Genomic DNA, 14,726 nt, shown 5'->3' with positions numbered 1-14,726 from the left:
CTTACCTGTTGAACTTGATGTTCTGAAGTGTCGTGAGCATGTTGGTATCCATGCTGATCGACGTCGCGGCACCGGCGATCAGGACCAGCGCGGGGTTGGTCGAGGGATCGTTCTGGGCCTGGGTCGCATCCCACATCGCCGCGAAGCGCTGCACGAACTTGGTGACCTTGGCCGGGTCCTGGAAGTCGGTGAGATCGATCTTGCTCGCGATCAGCTTGGCCTGCGCGTCGATGTCGGCCGAGCTGATCGTCGACGGCAGGCCGAGCGCGGTCTGAACCACCTGCGTCAACGCCTTGTCGGCGAGGATCTGGTAGGGGGTCGTGATCGTGGAAGCCTTGCGGGTGAAATACAGCGCCAGGCGCAAGCCTTCGTTCTGATTGCCGGCCTTCTCTTCCATCGTCTGCGTGACGTATTGGGTCGCGGTGCCGGTCGTAGCTGCTGTGGTCTGCGTTGCCTTGTCGCCGAGGGCAGCGAAATTGAAGGCGGTCGCGAATTGCCGGTAGCGGGTGTCGGTCAGCTTGTTGGCGAAGGCGTCCTTGCTCGCAACGCCCTCGGTCAGCACCTTGCGCATGAACGCCTTGGCATAGGTCATGTCGCTGAGGCCGTAGGCCTTCATCGCGTAGGAATAGAGACGATAGTCCTTCAGGAAATCGTCGATGGTCTTCACGTTGCCGATATGGCTGAGGAAATAGTCGGTCTCGCGGCTGACGTCAGGCTGCTGTGCGACCTGCGTCAGCGACTTGCCCATGTCCTTGGTCAGTCGGGTGTAGTCCGCGATGGTGGATAGCATGACGCGCGCCCCTCTGGCCGCTGTTGCGGCTTCGCCTCAAACTGCCGCGTATTGCTTGCGCGAGGCTGGCGACGAAGAAGCCAGCCTCGCGCAAGCGTGGCCGACTAGATATTCCCGATGGGATCGGCGATGGAGCGGCGCGTTGGGCAGTTTCGTGGGGATTTTCATCACGGTAGCGGCACTGCTCGGCGGCTTTGCCGCCATGGGCGGGCACCTGGCCGTGCTCATGCAGCCGTGGGAATTCGTCATCATCATAGGCACCGCGGTCGGCACCTTCATCCTGGCCAATCCGTGGAAGACGGTCGTCGACAGCGGGGTCGCCTGCATGCAGGCCATCACCAACGCGGTGCCTGGCCAGCGCTATTACCTCGACCTGCTCGGCGCGCTGCACGCTTTGATGCGTGAGCTGCGGGGCAAGGGCCGCAACGAGGTGGAGGCGCATATCGACGATCCCTCGTCGTCCGAGATCTTCAAGGCATTCCCCAGCGTGCTCGGCGACCCTTCGGTGCTGCAGTTCATCTGCGACTATGTCCGCCTCATCATCATGGGCAACGCACGCACGCACGAGATCGAGGCGCTGATGGACGAGGAGATCCACACTATCGTCAAGGGCAAGCTGGCGCCTTATCATGCGCTGGTGACGGTCTCGGAGGCGCTGCCGGCGCTCGGCATCGTCGCCGCGGTACTCGGCGTCATCAAGGCGATGGGCGCGCTGGACCAGTCACCGAAGCTGCTGGGCGGCTTCATCGGCGCCGCCCTCGTCGGCACTTTCGCCGGCATCTTCCTGTCCTACGGCATCATTTCCCCCTTCGCGGTGAAGATCAAAATGATGCGCGAGAAGAAGTGCCGGCCCTACATCATCGTCAAGCAGACGCTGCTGGCGTTCATGAACGGCGCCATGCCGCAGATCGCCGTCGAGCACGGCCGCAAGATGATCTCGAGCAGCGAACGTCCCTCGATCGACGTCGTCGAGAACGAGACCATCGCAGGTCCCAAGCCGGTCGTGGCCGAAGCCGAACCCAAGGCGGCGCGCGCATGATGATGGAAGACGCCGAAGTGGATCAGCGCAAGCAGCTGCCGAACTACCTGCTGGACGCTGCCGGCATATCGATCGAGCGTATGCCGATGCTCAATGTGATCTTCGATCGCATGGCGGCATCGTGCACCGACAGCCTGCAGCCGATGGCCGGAACGCCCTGCTATTTCTCGGTCAACGGCATCTCCAACGACCGTGTCGGCGATATCATCAAGGACTACGAGGCCAACGCGGTCGCGGCGGTGCTGTATGCTGAGCAGTGGGACTCCCGCGTCATCATCATGCTCGACCGTGATTTCGTGTTCACGATGGTCGAGGCGATGTTCGGATCCGACGGCGCCGAGCCGCCGCTCGACGTCGAGCGCGCGTTCTCGAACATCGAGCTCCGCCTGGTGCAGGCACTGTTCGAGCGGTTTGCCAAGGCGCTGCAATCCGCCTTCGCCGGCACTTCGAACGTCACCTTTCGCGTGGAGCGGGTCGAGACGGCGATGGCTTCGCTGGCGATCGGGCGAAGCGGCAACATGTCTATCTGCGCGAACATCATGCTGCAGGCGCTCTACCGCGGCGGCCAGATGTTCCTCATCATCCCGCACTCCGCGCTCAATCCGCTCCGGCAGAAGGTTGCTCATGTCGTGGTCAGCGACGGTCGCGCGGCCGACCCACGCTGGCGCGAGCAGATGGAGAGCGAGGTCCACCGGACCGAGGTGACGCTCAGCGCGGTGCTCGACGAGAAGACGGTGTCTCTCGGCGACGTCGTGAAGTTCCAGGTCGGGCAGGTGCTCGAGCTCGAGGCCACGCCGCGCACGCTGGCCCGTCTCGAAAGCAACAATCAGGTGCTGTTCTGGTGTCAGATCGGTCAGCTTGACGGCTATTACGCCATGCAGGTGGCAGATCCGGTCGACCAGAAACGGGAGTTCGTCGATGATATCCTATCTCGTTGATGCCGTGCTGCTGATCGCGCTCGCCTTCACCAGCATGCGGGTGACAAGGATGCACCGCGAGCTGGCGCGGCTACGCAGCTATCAGGGCGAATTCTCGACAATCGTGCACGAGACGGCGGGCGCCTTCGACACGGTCATCACGGCGGCGCACGATTCCACCGCAAATCTCGGACGGCTCGCCAACGTGCTGAGCACGAAGATTGATCAGGCCCACGAGGCGATCGCGGCGCTCGATGCCAGAAGCGGCCTTGCACCCGCCGCGACGGCAGGCGGCGCCGACTTGAACAAGCATTGAAGCCGAAGCCGGCAGGACGACTACGATCGGAACGCCACGGCGCTCCGGCAGCGGACATACCAAGAGGCGATACCAGATGGCGCAATCCTTCGACTATGAATCTGCACCCGCATCGGCAGAGGCCGAAACGTCTCCCCTTGAGCGGCTGGCGGAGATCGCCCAGCGCACGGCCGAGGAGACCGGCAAGTTCGCCAATATCGACGCCATCCTGCGGATCCCCGTGACCATGCAAGTGGTGCTCGGCTCGGCGACCATTCCGGTGGCGAACCTGATGAAGCTTGGTCGCGGCGCGGTGGTTCCGCTCGATCACCGGGTCGGAGAGCCCGTCGACGTCGTCGTCAACGGCCGCATCGTCGCCCGCGGCGAGGTGGTCGTCGTCGAAGAGGACAATTCCCGCTTCGGCGTCTCGCTCACGGAGATTGTTGGTCCGCTGGGCCAGGGTGATACCTGATCATGGCGGCACCGGTCGGCATCGCGCCAGCCAAGCAGCGAGGTGTTACCACGCTGGGCGGCACGGAAAAGGTTGCCGCGCTCCTGCTGGCGATGGGCCGGCAGGCGGCGGCGAGCGTGCTGCAGCAGTTCGAGCCGCAGGAGATCCGCATCGTCACCAAGGCGGCGGCGGAGCTGCGGCCGATCACTGCGCAGGAGCTCGAGGGAATCGTCGAGGAGTTCGCCCAGCAGTTCTCGATGGGCGCCAACATCCTCGGCACCCTCGGCGGCCTGGAAGCCGTGCTCGGCGACGTGCTTCCGGCCGACCAGGTCTCGCAGATCATGTCGGATCTGCTCGGCAATTCGAGCCGGTCGGTATGGGACCGCGTCTCGTCGGTGTCTGAAAACTCGCTCGCGAGCTATCTGTCCAAGGAGCATCCGCAGACGGCGGCGCTGATCCTGTCCAAGGTCAAGCCAGCCTGCGCCGCCAAGGTGATGAGCCAGCTGCCCTCGAGCCTGCGCAACGAACTGATGCGGCGCGTTCTGAGCCTCAAGCCGATCGTCGACGATGCCATGCGCATCATCGAGAAGACGTTGCACGAAGACCTGACGCTGAACTTCGCCCGCAACCTCGGTGCCGACACTTACGCCCGCGTCGCCGACATCATCAATAAGATGGAGCGCGGTCATATCGAGGACATGCTGAAGAGCCTGTCGGAGAAGCGGCCGAAGTCGGCCGAAGTGCTGAAGGAACTGCTGTTCACCTTCGACGACGTGGTCAACCTGACGCCGAAGGCGCGCACCATGATCTTCGACCAGGTGCCGACCGATCGCATCGTCGTCGCGCTGAAGGGCACCGACAAGCATTTCCGCGAGCTGATCCTGTCCTCGGTCGCCTCGCGCGTCCGCCGCGTCGTCGAGCACGAGCTCGCCATCGGAGAGCCGTCGAACCAGCGCGACGTGCTGGAAGCGCGACGCGTGATCACCGATCTTGCGCTCGAGCTGGCGGAGAAGGGTGAAATCGAGCTCAACCCCGAGCAGGAGGATGAGCTGGTCTTCCGCTGACCGCTGAACGGGCATGGCAGAAACATCCGATCCGGAGAGCAAGACAGAAGAGCCGACCGAGAAGAAAGTCCGTGATGCGCTCGAGCAGGGCAAGATTCCGGTCTCTCGGGAGGCCTCCATATTCGCCTCGATGGCCGCGCTGATGGTGATCCAGGCCTTCCTGATCGGCCAGGGTGTGCAGCAATTGACGCCGACGCTGAAGAGCCTCCTCGACGATCCCGAGGGCTTCCCGCTCAGCACGGGCGCAGACGCGCAGAACCTGCTCACCGTGGTCGGACTCCAGGCGCTCCGGTTCCTGGTGCCGCTGGTCGTCATCCTGGTGGTGTTCGGGCTCGCCGCCTCGCTGCTGCAAAACGCCCCGCGCGTGGTGCTCGAGCGCATCAAGCCGGACTTGAACCGGATCTCCCCGATCAGCGGCTGGAGCCGTTTGTTTGGGACGCAGGGCCTGATCGAGTTCGCCAAGTCGCTGTTCAAGCTTGGCGCGGTGAGCGCCGTCGTCGCCTTCGTGCTGCGCTCGTCCGAAGCGAGGGCGTTCGAGGCAATGTACACCGATCCGGTCGCGCTGCCGGAGATGATTCTCAACATCGCGATGCGGATCGTCTCGGCGATCTGCATCGCGACCATCGTCCTGGTGGCGATTGATCTCGCCTGGGCGCGCTTTCACTGGCGGCGCGAGCTGCGCATGACGAAGCAGGAGATCAAGGACGAGCACAAGCAGGCGGAAGGTGATCCGCTGATCAAGGCGCGGCTGCGCTCGCTGGCGCGCGACCGTTCGCGCCAGCGCATGATCGCCTCGGCCTCGCGCGCGACGCTGGTGATCGCGAACCCGACGCATTTCGCGATTGCGCTGCGCTACAAGCGCGAGGAAAATGCCGCGCCGCTCGTCGTGGCCAAGGGCATGGACGTGATCGCGCTGAAGATCCGCGAGGTTGCCGAGCAGAACCGAATCCCCGTCATCGAGAACAAGGCGCTGGCGCGCGCGCTCTACGAGGCGGTCCAGGTCGATCAGGTGATTCCGGCCGAATTCTTCCGACCCGTCGCCGAGATCATCTACTTCCTCCAATCCAAGCAGACGCCGCGGCCGGAGAAGGTCCAGTAGAATTTCGGAGGATGGCGTCTGCCTCATCAGCCTGACGAAAGCTTGACTCCCTAAGCTTCCCTCGAATGGACCAGAATGGGGCTGTCGTGGGACCGCTTTATCTCTTTGAACTCGCATCGTCGCAGGCGCGGTACCTCGAACTCCGCCAGTCGACCATCGCCACGAATGTCGCCAACGCCAACACGCCGGGCTTTCGGGCGCGCGACGTCGAGCCGTTCAACAAGGTGCTCGACGGCATGCCGGTCAGGCTTGCGACGACGTCGCCGTCACACATGCAATTGTCCGCGACCGAGACCGACACGCGGGCGACCGCGAAGAAGGACAGCTGGGAGGTGGTTCACTCCGGCAACTCAGTCAGTATCGAGCAGGAAATGATAAAGGGCAGCGACGTCAATCGCGACTATTCGATGAACTCGGCGATCGTGCGGTCGTTCCACCGCATGGTTCTGTCGAGCGCAAAAGCCTGAGGTGAACTGACATGTTGGACTCACTGCAAGCTTCGTTGACGGTCGCGAGCTCCGGGCTCGAAGCGCAGTCGACGCGCATGCGCATCGTCTCGGAGAATCTCGCGAACGCCACCTCGACCGGGCGCATTGCCGGCGCCGATCCGTATCAGCGCAAGACCATCACCTTCGATGCCGCGATGGACCGCGCCTCGGGCGCGCAGCTCGCGAAGGTCAAGGAGATCGGGGTCGACACCACGCCGTATCGCGTGGAGTACGATCCGGGACATCCCGCTGCCGACAAGGCCGGCTACGTCAAGCTGCCGAACGTCAACATGATGATCGAAATGGCCGACATGCGGGAAGTCAACCGGTCCTATGAAGCCAATCTTCAGGTCGTGAAGCAGGTGAGATCCATGCTCGGCATGACCATCGATCTTCTGAGGAGCTGACAATGCTTGAGGCGATTTCATCCACGGCGATATCAGCTGGCCAGGCGGCTAGCCGCGCCACCGAGACGCAGGCCGTCTCGCCCGCGGCGACCACGGCGATCCAGACCGGTGACGACGTCGGCTTCGAATCCGTGATGAAGCAGGTGACGACCGACGCGATCGGGACGCTGAAGGCGGGCGAGGCGGCGTCGATCTCGGCGATGCAAGGCAAGGAATCGACGCGTCGCGTCGTGGAGGCGTTGATGTCGGCCGAGCAGGCCCTGCAGACGGCGGTCGCGGTTCGCGACAAGGTCGTGCAGGCCTACCAAGAAGTCGTTCGGATGTCGATCTGACCTGAAGGAATGAAATAAGTGAAATCGCTCGCCATTGCGGCCACGGGCATGAACGCCCAGCAGACCAACATCGAAGTCATCGCGAACAACATCGCCAACATCAACTCGACCTCGTACAAGCGGGCGCGCGCGGAGTTCACCGATCTGTTCTACCAGATGGACCGCATGCAGGGCGTCGCGAACGTCAACGGCTCCTCGCCGATCCCGGAAGGCGCAAATCTCGGCCTCGGCGTCAAGTCGGCGGCGATCCGCAAGCTGCACATCCAGGGCGCGCTGACCCAGACCGGCAACCCCTACGACCTCGCGATCAACGGTCGCGGCTGGTTTCAGGTGCTCGGTCCCAACAACGAGGTGCAATACACCCGCGCGGGCTCGTTCAATACCAATGCCAACGCCCAGCTCGTCACGATCGACGGCTATCTCCTGGATCCCGCGATCACCGTGCCGCAGGGGACGGTCGAGGTCACGGTCAACGCCACCGGTCAGGTGTTCGCCAAGCTGGATACGGAAGTGAACCCGCGGCAGATCGGTCAGCTCAACCTCGCCAACTTCGCCAATGAAGCGGGCCTGGAGCCGCTGGGGGGAAATCTCTATCGCGAGACCACGGCGTCCGGCACGCCGGTCGTCGGGCTGCCCGGCGACGCCGGCTACGGCAAGATCAACCAGAAATGGCTCGAAGCCTCCAACGTCGATCCGGTCAAGGAAATCACCGAGTTGATCTCGGCGCAGCGCGCCTACGAAATGAATGCCAAGGTCATCCAGGCCTCGGATGAAATGGCCCAGACGGTCTCGAAGGGCATGCGCTAGTTCCGGTGTCTCGATGTTGAACAGGGTGGGCCTGATCATGCGCGGGTTGGCCGCCGTGCTGCTGGTTCTCGTCGCGGCGCGCGGCGCTGCGGCTGAGGAGAAGCGGCTTCCCGTGCCGGCCGTCTCGATCCGCGCCGGCGAGCTGATCCGGGAGGAGATGATCACCGAACGCGCCTTCGCGCCGAGCCTGCTCGGCGTCGCCATGTTCATCGAGGGCCGTCAGGTCCTGGTCGGCCGCATGGCGCGGCGCGCTCTGTTTCCGGGCCAGCCCATTCCGACCAATGCGGTGGAAGAACCCCTGGACCGTCGCCCGCGGTGCCACGGTCAAGGTCGTGGTCGAAGACAGCGGCCTGTCCATCGTCACCTACGGTTCGGCGATGCAGTCGGGTGCCGCCGGCGCACTCATTCCGGTACGCAATACGGATACCGGGGTGATCATCAGGGGCGTCGTCCAGCCGGACGGCACCGTCAAGGTCGTGGACGGGTCATGACAAGACTCCTGCTTGCGCTCGTCCTGCTCATGTCGGTCACCGGCGCCCAGGCGGCCGTCCGCGTCAAGGACATCGCGGACATCAAGGGTTTGCGCGAGAACCAGATCGTTGGTTACGGCCTCGTCATCGGCCTGAACGGCACCGGCGACACGCTTCGCAACGCGCCGTTCACGGAACAGTCCCTGCAATCGATGCTCGAGAACATGGGCATCAACGTCAGGAACGAGACCACGAGCACCAACAACCCCCCGCGTCCGACGACGCTGCGCACGCGCAACGTCGCGGCGGTGATGGTAACCGCGGACCTGCCGCCATCGATCGGGCCCGGCGAGCGCATGGACGTCACCGTGTCGTCGCTCGGCGATGCGACGTCGCTGCTCGGCGGCACGCTGGTCATGACGTCGCTGCGCGCCGCGGACGGCGCCGTCTACGCGGTGGCGCAGGGCGCGATCACGGTCGCCGGCTACAGCGTCGGAGGCCAGGCGCAGAACGTCAGCCAGGGTACGCCGACGGCCGGGCGCATCCCGAACGGTGCGCTGGTCGAGCGCGAGGTGCAGGGAAGTCTCCGCGAGATGGAGTTCCTGGTGCTGGAGCTGAAGAACCCCGACTTCGTCACCGCGACGCGCATCCTCGACGCCATCAACCGATACGCCGGCGGACGCTACCGCGCGCAGATCGCCTTCGAGCGCGACTACCGCACCATCGTGCTGTCGAAGCCGCGTCACATCGGCCCTGTCCGTTTCCTGGCCGAGATCGGCGAACTGACGGTCGAGCCGGATACGCCGGCGCGGGTCGTGATCAACGAGCGCACCGGCACGGTCGTGATCGGGCGCGACGTGCGGATATCGACCGTTGCCGTGACCCACGGCAATCTGACGGTTCGTGTCACGGAGATGCCGGTCGTGTCGCAGCCGGCGCCGTTCTCGCGAGGGCAGACGGTGGTCGTTCCGCAGACCGTGGTCGAGGCCAACGAGGCGGGAGCGCAGGTGGCGATCCTGAGCGGGGTCGATCTCCAGCGCCTGGTGCGCGGGCTGAACCAGATCGGCCTGAAGCCATCGGGGATCATCGCGATCCTCCAGGCGATCAAGACGGCAGGCGCGCTCCAGGCCGACGTCATCGTGCAATGATGCATAAGCGTCGTGCAAGCTTGGTCGCTCAATGCTCAAGTCTCGACCGAGAATCGCACGCGGCCCGATGCTGAAGCTGGATCACAAAGCCAAACTCCTCCTGCTGGCCGCGGCCTCAATGCTCGCGAGCGCATCGCCCGTGCTGGCGCTGGACGAGGCCAGGCCGTCGAAGCCGCTCAACTTGCTCTCCTTCGCGCGCGCCCGCGCGGCGGGACCGCAGAAGCCGCAGGTGCCGGTCGCCCCGAATTCCGGCGAGAGTGCTTCGATCCGGGCGACGGCATGGGCGGCCGAAGAGTCGGGACCCGCGGTCACCGGGGCGATGCCGGCTTCCGAGACCCCGACACCCGCGCCTGCGCCCGCACCGGTCCGTCTGGCCAGGCCCGGCAGCGTCACGGCGCCGCCGAAGCCTGCGCCGCCGCAGGCTGCGCCGGCGCCGGACAACGAAATCGCCTTGTTCTGCAGCAACGTCGCCGATCCCGCCGTCGACGCAAGGCTGGCCTGGCAGCTCAAGGAGCTGGAGAAGGCCGAGAGCCAGCTGCGCGAGCGCATTGCCGAGGTCGAGGCCAAGCGCGCCGAATACGAGAAGTGGATGGCGCTGCGCGACGACTTCCTGAAGAAGGCCGAAGCGAGCGTGGTCGAGATCTATTCGCGCATGAAGCCCGAGGCTGCGGCGACCCAGATCGCCGGCATGACCGACGAGACCGCCGCCGCGGTGCTCGCCAAGCTCAGCCCGAGGAGTTCGAGCGCGATCTTCAATGAGATGGATACGGCTCGCGCGGCCCACCTTGCCGACCTGCTCGGCGGCATGCGTCGCGTGGATGACGGAAAGACCAAATAGATGAACAAGCCGATCCTCATCCCTTCGCTCCTGCTGGCGTCCGTGGTCCTGGCGGGATGCTTCCATGATCCGGCCGAAGTCCTGACCGGCCCGCAAATGTCGCCCGTCGGCAGCGGCCTGAGGATGCAGGCCGATCCGATCCCGGTGACGCCGCGCATGCGCACGCCTGTCAGCTATCGCTCGACCTGGGACGACGGCACCGATCTCTACCGCGATCCCCGGGCCCGGCGCACCGGTGACGTCGTGACGGTAATCATCTCGATGCAGGACAAGGCCAAGCTCGACAACAAGACCGACCGCTCCCGCGACTCCCAGGTCAAGTTCGGGCTCGACTGGCTGATGAACGTCGCAGGCTGGAGCGACACTGGCCAAGCCAATGCCAACCTCAACACCAATACCCAGATCAAGGGCAACGGCCAGATCGATCGCACCGAGGACATTAAGCTGTCGATCGCGGCCATCGTCACCGACGTGCTGCCGAACGGCAACATGATGATCAGCGGCTCGCAGGAATTTCGCGTCAACACGGAGATGCGCGTGCTCAACGTCGGCGGCATCGTACGTCCGCGCGATATCTCTCGAACCAACACGATCTCCTACGACAAGATCGCCGAGGCGCGCGTGTCCTATGGCGGGCGCGGAAATCTGTCGGACGTGCAGCAGCCTGGATGGGGACACCGGATCTATGATGCCGTGGCACCATTCTGAGGCTTGCCGACGGGTCGCGCCGCGATGGCAGGGGACGTTATGCGCCTGATTGCCGCCATCGTCGTGCTGACCTTGATCGCGATCGGCGCGGGCGCCCTTGCCGGCCTGCATCTGATCGCGGCCGCCGAGCGCGTTGCCGATGCGAAGAAGAGCGCCACGCCGCCGCCGATCGCCTCGAGCTACGCCGGCAGCGCGCGGCTCAGGAAACTGTCTCCGATCGTGACCAATCTCGCCGCGCCGGCCAACAACTGGGCGCGCATCGAAGCCTCCATGGTGACCGATAGCATGAGCGACGAGGATGCCGGCATTCTGGCCGCACACATCAGCGAGGACATCGTGACCTATCTGCGGTCGGCGACGGTTGCGCAGTTCGAGGGATCGCGCGGACTTCAGCATCTGCGTGACGACCTGACCGAGCGCGCCAACATCCGCTCGTCGGGCAAGGTCCGCGAATTGATCATCGAGACGCTGGTGATCCAGTGAGAGTGAAAGTCCTGCTGCTCGCATTGGTCCTGGTCGTGCTGCCCGAAGTGGCGCTGGCCCAGATTCCGGACCTGAATTCCCTGTTGCCGCCGGGAAACGGCTCGACCAGCGGCCGCATCATCCAGCTGATGGCGCTGATCACGGTGCTGTCGGTGGCGCCGGGGCTGCTCAGAGCTTCACGCGATTTGCGGTGGCGTTGTCGTTCCTGCGCGCCGGTCTCGGCCTCCAGACCACGCCTGCCAACCTGGTACTGATCAGTCTCGCGTTGTTCATGACCTTCTACGTCATGGCGCCGACCTTCGACAGGGCCTGGGAGACCGGCGTCCAGCCGCTGATGAAGAACGAGATCTCCGAAGAGCAAGCCTATCTGAAGATCACCGATCCGTTCCGCGAGTTCATGCTGGCCCATGTCCGCGACAAGGATCTCCAGACCTTCGAAGCGCTTGCCGCGGAAAGCTTCCGCAAGAAGTTCGACGACAAGCGCGTCGATCTGCGCGTCATCATTCCGGCCTTCATGATCTCCGAGCTCAGGCGCTCGTTCGAGATCGGATTCCTCATCATCCTGCCGTTCCTGGTGATCGACATGATCGTGGCGACGCTGACCATGTCGATGGGCATGATGATGATGCCGCCGACGATCCTCGCGCTGCCCTTCAAGATGCTGTTCTTCGTGCTGATCGACGGCTGGAACCTGCTGGCCTCCGGACTGGTGCGCTCGTTCTCTTAAGAGCCGAGATCGCTGACCGGCTGGATATGGTTAAGCGATTGGCGCGGGATATGGTTAGCGGCGGGTAATGTTAACCATATGATTTTACAGCGAAATTCTATCTGACCTTAATCTGGAGGCAAGATTCGGCGTGCTAGCAATGCGGCACGGCGGGTTGAGCTATGGCGGAATCTGGGTGATGACGGTGTGAGGAAGGCGGCGTATCGAGGCGGGTGGACGAGCCTGCCAGAACCTCTCGAGGAGAGCGATACGCCATGACCGAGACTACCAATGTTCTTGCTTTCCGTCAGCCGTCCGCGGTTGATGATCCACTAACCGATATCGTTCGTGCCGGCGCGCGGGACCTGCTTGCCAGGGCGATCGAGATCGAGGTTGGCGCGTTTCTGGCCAGCACGGCCAATCTGACGCTGCCCGACGGTCGAGCGCGCCTGGTCCGACATGGGCACGGTCCGGTGCGCGAGATTGCGACCGGCATCGGTCCGGTGGAGGTCGCTCGTCCCAAGGTCCGCGACCGCGGAGCGAGCGGGCCAGGCGACCGCCTCCGCTTCAGTTCGGCAATCCTGCCGCTATGGGCGCGGCGGACGAAGAGCCTGGATGCCTTGATCCCGGTCCTCTATTTGCGCGGCATCTCGACCGGCGACTTCCAGGAGGCGCTCTCGGCGCTGCTCGGCAAGGATGCGCCGAACCTGTCGCCTTCGGTGATCGCCGGCCTGAAGGCCGATTGGCAGGTCGAGTACGAACGCTGGCAGAGACGCGATCTGTCGGCGCGTCGCTATGTCTACATCTGGGCCGATGGCGTGTACCTGCAGGCCCGCATGGAAGATCACAGCGAATGCATGCTGGTGCTGATTGGCACCACGCCGGAAGGCAAGAAGGAGCTGATCGGCTTCCAGGTCGGCGTGCGCGAGAGCGCGCAGAGCTGGCGCGAACTCCTGATCGACCTGCGGCAACGCGGGTTACGGATTGCCCCGCAACTCGCCATCGGCGACGGCGCCCTCGGCTTCTGGAAGGCACTGGACGAGGCCTTTCCCGGCACGCGGCACCAACGATGCTGGTGCCATAAAGTGAGCAACGTACTCGACAAGGTCGCCAAATCCGTGCAGGGCCCCATGAAGAACGACCTGCGGAACATCTATCTGGCCCCACACCGGGCCGAAGCTGAAACCGCGATCGACGTCTTCGTCGAGAAATACCACGTCAAATACGGACGTGCGGTGGAGTGCCTGATCAAGGATCGCCATGCGCTGCTCGCCTTCTTCGACTTCCCTGCTGAGCACTGGATCCACCTACGCAGCTCGAACCCGATCGAGAGCGTCTTCGCCACGGTGCGCCACCGAACGGTGCGGACCAAGGGATCGCTGTCGCAACAAACTGCGAAGCTGATGGTGTTCAAGCTCATCGACGCCGCATCGAAGACCTGGCGGCGATTGAAGAGCACGAACCAGTTGCCGAAAGTCATCGCCGGTGTAAAGTTCATCGACGGAATCGAAGTCATTCCGAACACTGAAAGCCACGCCGCCTGATCAGGCCGCGTCACCCAAAATCAGCCATAGCTCCGGCGGGTTGGACCCCACCCACATCAGTCCAAAGGCATGATGCCGTCCCTCCGTACCGGTGAAAGCCCGGTATGTCCCCTCGTGAAAATGTATCGCGTACAAAAAAGGGACATTCGCAATGTCAAGCCTGCTTACGAACTCGACTGCCATGACCGCACTCCAGACCCTGCGGTCTGTGGGTTCGCAACTCTCCACCACGCAGAACCGAATCGCCACCGGTCAGCGCGTGGCCACCGCTTCGGACAACGCCGCCTATTGGTCGATTGCCACCTCGATGCGCGCCGACAACGCCGCGCTCTCCGCCGTCTCCGACTCGCTCGGTCTGTCGGCCGCGACCGTCGACACGGAGTACACCGCCCTGACCACGGTCATCGGCGACAAGGACTCCGGCTTGACCAAGCTCCAGTCGCTGCTGGTCCAGGCCAAGACCGCCGGTATCGACCGCACCAAGATCCAGGCGGACGTCACCCAGATCCAGCAACAGATGAAGAGCACGGCCAATGCCGCGACCTTCAACGGCATCAACTGGCTGAGCACGACGACCGGCACCACACCGACGAGCTTCAGCCTCGTGTCGTCGTACTCTCGCGTCGGCGGCACGCCCACCATCGGCTCCATCACCGTGACGACCGCCAACTACACGCTCTACTCCAGCACGCAGACCGGCATTCTGGACACCGTCAGCGGCAGTGCGTCGGTCGACACGATCAACATCTCCGCGCTGACGGACTCGGCAGCTGACCAGACCACGCTCGATGGCTACATCGCGCAGGTCACGACCGCCATCAACTCGGTGGCCGCGTCCGCCGCCAATCTCGGTGCCGTCAAGAACCGTATCTCGACCAACTCGGAGTTCGTGAAGTCGCTGATGGACTCGGTTGATCGCGGTGTCGGCCAGCTCGTCGACGCGGACATGAATGCGGAATCGACCCGCCTGGCCGCTCTTCAGGTTCAGCAGCAGCTCGGCGTTCAGGCGCTTTCGATCGCCAACAACAGCAGCCAGAGCATCCTGTCGCTGTTCCGCTAAGGCTCAAGTCATCGGAGGAGGGCCGCGCTTCTCGCGAAGCGCGGCCCTTTCATTGGGGCGTGACGCCACGCGTACGCCGT

General features: G+C 64.0%; 17 protein-coding genes and 2 pseudogenes. 18 read left to right on the top strand and 1 reads right to left on the bottom strand.

The annotated features are described in order from the left end of the window. Position 1 precedes the first annotated feature (1 nt). Positions 2 to 790, bottom strand: a complete 789-nt coding sequence (locus ABIF91_RS05840; protein WP_035670159.1) for a DUF1217 domain-containing protein — start codon at positions 788 to 790, stop codon at positions 2 to 4. Between the two features lie 142 nt (positions 791 to 932). Here ABIF91_RS05840 and motA point away from each other — a divergent pair, with 142 nt between their 5' ends. The 18 genes and pseudogenes from motA (at position 933) to ABIF91_RS05750 (ending at position 14,646) form a co-directional block, all read left to right on the top strand. Next, positions 933 to 1,829, top strand: coding sequence for a flagellar motor stator protein MotA (motA, locus tag ABIF91_RS05835; RefSeq protein ID WP_035670161.1), 897 nt, complete (start codon positions 933 to 935; stop codon positions 1,827 to 1,829). After that, complete coding sequence (locus tag ABIF91_RS05830; protein ID WP_424578799.1) at positions 1,826 to 2,767, top strand: flagellar motor switch protein FliM; 942 nt, start codon at positions 1,826 to 1,828, stop codon at positions 2,765 to 2,767. Before motA ends, ABIF91_RS05830 begins: the two co-directional genes overlap by 4 nt. Continuing rightward, positions 2,748 to 3,062, top strand: coding sequence for a hypothetical protein (locus tag ABIF91_RS05825; RefSeq protein WP_035670167.1), 315 nt, complete (start codon positions 2,748 to 2,750; stop codon positions 3,060 to 3,062). Before ABIF91_RS05830 ends, ABIF91_RS05825 begins: the two co-directional genes overlap by 20 nt. 76 nt (positions 3,063 to 3,138) lie before the next feature. Continuing rightward, positions 3,139 to 3,513 carry a flagellar motor switch protein FliN gene (gene fliN / locus ABIF91_RS05820; RefSeq protein WP_061877142.1) on the top strand — a complete coding sequence of 125 codons (375 nt, stop codon included), beginning with the start codon at positions 3,139 to 3,141 and terminating at the stop codon, positions 3,511 to 3,513. A 2-nt stretch (positions 3,514 to 3,515) separates the two neighbouring features. Beyond that, complete coding sequence (locus ABIF91_RS05815; RefSeq protein ID WP_035670173.1) at positions 3,516 to 4,556, top strand: flagellar motor switch protein FliG; 1,041 nt, start codon at positions 3,516 to 3,518, stop codon at positions 4,554 to 4,556. A 13-nt stretch (positions 4,557 to 4,569) separates the two neighbouring features. Continuing rightward, the gene (flhB, locus tag ABIF91_RS05810; RefSeq protein ID WP_271531093.1) at positions 4,570 to 5,655 is read left to right on the top strand and encodes a flagellar biosynthesis protein FlhB; all 1,086 of its coding nucleotides are present in this window, start codon (positions 4,570 to 4,572) and stop codon (positions 5,653 to 5,655) included. 65 nt (positions 5,656 to 5,720) lie between these two features. Continuing rightward, complete coding sequence (gene flgB, locus ABIF91_RS05805; RefSeq protein ID WP_035670177.1) at positions 5,721 to 6,122, top strand: flagellar basal body rod protein FlgB; 402 nt, start codon at positions 5,721 to 5,723, stop codon at positions 6,120 to 6,122. Positions 6,123 to 6,133: 11 nt separating this feature from the next. After that, complete coding sequence (gene flgC, locus ABIF91_RS05800) at positions 6,134 to 6,550, top strand: flagellar basal body rod protein FlgC (RefSeq protein ID WP_035670180.1); 417 nt, start codon at positions 6,134 to 6,136, stop codon at positions 6,548 to 6,550. Between the two features lie 2 nt (positions 6,551 to 6,552). Further along, positions 6,553 to 6,882, top strand: a complete 330-nt coding sequence (locus tag ABIF91_RS05795; protein WP_035670186.1) for a flagellar hook-basal body complex protein FliE — start codon at positions 6,553 to 6,555, stop codon at positions 6,880 to 6,882. An 18-nt stretch (positions 6,883 to 6,900) separates the two neighbouring features. After that, on the top strand, positions 6,901 to 7,689 hold the full coding sequence (gene flgG / locus ABIF91_RS05790) for a flagellar basal-body rod protein FlgG (RefSeq protein WP_035670189.1): 789 nt from the start codon (positions 6,901 to 6,903) through the stop codon (positions 7,687 to 7,689). Between the two features lie 37 nt (positions 7,690 to 7,726). After that, positions 7,727 to 8,180, top strand: a pseudogene (flgA, locus tag ABIF91_RS05785) (flagellar basal body P-ring formation chaperone FlgA). Beyond that, positions 8,177 to 9,307 (top strand): flagellar basal body P-ring protein FlgI, encoded by a 1,131-nt coding sequence (gene flgI, locus ABIF91_RS05780; protein ID WP_035670192.1) that lies wholly within the window; start codon positions 8,177 to 8,179, stop codon positions 9,305 to 9,307. Before flgA ends, flgI begins: the two are co-directional and overlap by 4 nt. Before the next feature lie 67 nt (positions 9,308 to 9,374). Continuing rightward, complete coding sequence (locus tag ABIF91_RS05775; protein ID WP_284283083.1) at positions 9,375 to 10,145, top strand: MotE family protein; 771 nt, start codon at positions 9,375 to 9,377, stop codon at positions 10,143 to 10,145. Then, positions 10,146 to 10,853, top strand: coding sequence for a flagellar basal body L-ring protein FlgH (gene flgH, locus ABIF91_RS05770; RefSeq protein WP_035670198.1), 708 nt, complete (start codon positions 10,146 to 10,148; stop codon positions 10,851 to 10,853). A gap of 39 nt (positions 10,854 to 10,892) precedes the next feature. Further along, positions 10,893 to 11,336 (top strand): flagellar basal body-associated FliL family protein, encoded by a 444-nt coding sequence (locus ABIF91_RS05765; RefSeq protein WP_035670201.1) that lies wholly within the window; start codon positions 10,893 to 10,895, stop codon positions 11,334 to 11,336. Continuing rightward, positions 11,333 to 12,063, top strand: a pseudogene (fliP, locus tag ABIF91_RS05760) (flagellar type III secretion system pore protein FliP). Before ABIF91_RS05765 ends, fliP begins: the two are co-directional and overlap by 4 nt. Before the next feature lie 254 nt (positions 12,064 to 12,317). Continuing rightward, the gene (locus ABIF91_RS05755) at positions 12,318 to 13,586 is read left to right on the top strand and encodes an IS256 family transposase (RefSeq protein WP_038952271.1); all 1,269 of its coding nucleotides are present in this window, start codon (positions 12,318 to 12,320) and stop codon (positions 13,584 to 13,586) included. Between the two features lie 151 nt (positions 13,587 to 13,737). Then, a complete protein-coding gene (locus tag ABIF91_RS05750) occupies positions 13,738 to 14,646 on the top strand; it encodes a flagellin (protein WP_035670207.1) in 909 nt (302 codons plus the stop codon). The last annotated feature ends 80 nt before the right edge of the window (positions 14,647 to 14,726 follow it).

Origin of the sequence: Bradyrhizobium sp. USDA 241, from assembly GCF_049739505.1 — a bacterium.
In the GTDB taxonomy this organism is placed as follows: Bacteria; Pseudomonadota; Alphaproteobacteria; order Rhizobiales; family Xanthobacteraceae; genus Bradyrhizobium; species Bradyrhizobium liaoningense.
The sequence above is the reverse complement of the archived record's forward strand: the minus strand, read 5'-3'. Positions and strand labels throughout refer to the sequence as shown.

Bases quoted from the DNA above. Each gene is read 5' to 3' on its own strand.
- flgC (WP_035670180.1), top strand. From the start codon at position 6,134: ATGTTGGACTCACTGCAAGCTTCGTTGACGGTCGCGAGCTCCGGGCTC.
- ABIF91_RS05815 (WP_035670173.1), top strand. From the start codon at position 3,516: ATGGCGGCACCGGTCGGCATCGCGCCAGCCAAGCAGCGAGGTGTTACC.
- ABIF91_RS05795 (WP_035670186.1), top strand. From the start codon at position 6,553: ATGCTTGAGGCGATTTCATCCACGGCGATATCAGCTGGCCAGGCGGCT.
- fliN (WP_061877142.1), top strand. From the start codon at position 3,139: ATGGCGCAATCCTTCGACTATGAATCTGCACCCGCATCGGCAGAGGCC.
- ABIF91_RS05765 (WP_035670201.1), top strand. From the start codon at position 10,893: ATGCGCCTGATTGCCGCCATCGTCGTGCTGACCTTGATCGCGATCGGC.
- ABIF91_RS05775 (WP_284283083.1), top strand. From the start codon at position 9,375: ATGCTGAAGCTGGATCACAAAGCCAAACTCCTCCTGCTGGCCGCGGCC.
- flgB (WP_035670177.1), top strand. From the start codon at position 5,721: ATGGACCAGAATGGGGCTGTCGTGGGACCGCTTTATCTCTTTGAACTC.
- ABIF91_RS05750 (WP_035670207.1), top strand. From the start codon at position 13,738: ATGTCAAGCCTGCTTACGAACTCGACTGCCATGACCGCACTCCAGACC.
- flgH (WP_035670198.1), top strand. From the start codon at position 10,146: ATGAACAAGCCGATCCTCATCCCTTCGCTCCTGCTGGCGTCCGTGGTC.
- ABIF91_RS05830 (WP_424578799.1), top strand. From the start codon at position 1,826: ATGATGATGGAAGACGCCGAAGTGGATCAGCGCAAGCAGCTGCCGAAC.
- ABIF91_RS05840 (WP_035670159.1), bottom strand. From the start codon at position 790: ATGCTATCCACCATCGCGGACTACACCCGACTGACCAAGGACATGGGC.
- ABIF91_RS05825 (WP_035670167.1), top strand. From the start codon at position 2,748: ATGATATCCTATCTCGTTGATGCCGTGCTGCTGATCGCGCTCGCCTTC.
- flhB (WP_271531093.1), top strand. From the start codon at position 4,570: ATGGCAGAAACATCCGATCCGGAGAGCAAGACAGAAGAGCCGACCGAG.
- ABIF91_RS05755 (WP_038952271.1), top strand. From the start codon at position 12,318: ATGACCGAGACTACCAATGTTCTTGCTTTCCGTCAGCCGTCCGCGGTT.
- flgI (WP_035670192.1), top strand. From the start codon at position 8,177: ATGACAAGACTCCTGCTTGCGCTCGTCCTGCTCATGTCGGTCACCGGC.